Consider the following 406-nt stretch of genomic DNA (forward strand, 5'->3'; position numbering starts at 1 on the left):
CCGTTGATGGTCACGCTCTGCAGGTCGTCCAGGCCATCGGTGTCGGCCAGGGTGAAGCTGCCGGAGGCGAACTCACCGTCGCCGGCCGCCGCCGAGCCGCTGCTCAGACCGGCTTCGTCGACGAGGCTGTCGGTGGCGACCCGTCCAGCGCAACGTTGACCATCACCATCACCGGCAGCAACGACGGCCCGACCCTGAGCCTCGTCGCCACCGACAGCCTCGTCGACGAAGCCGGTCTGAGCAGCGGCTCGGCGGCGGCCGGCGAAGGCGAGTTCGCCTCCGGCAGCTTCACCCTGGCCGACACCGATGGCCTGGACGACCTGCAGAGCGTGACCATCAACGGCAAGACCGTGGCGATTGGTGACCTGCAGGGCGAGACCTTCGCTGGCGACCACGGCACCCTGAC

Annotated in this window: 1 protein-coding gene; it reads left to right on the forward strand. The window is 69.5% G+C overall.

Features of this window, described 5'->3' with window-relative positions:
• A partial coding sequence (locus U8L64_RS00115) for a hypothetical protein (protein WP_333392702.1) occupies positions 1 to 406 on the forward strand: 406 nt, incomplete at both ends.

Source organism: Pseudomonas sp. FIP_A4 (assembly GCF_036701605.1).
Lineage (GTDB): Bacteria > Pseudomonadota > Gammaproteobacteria > Pseudomonadales > Pseudomonadaceae > Stutzerimonas > Stutzerimonas phenolilytica.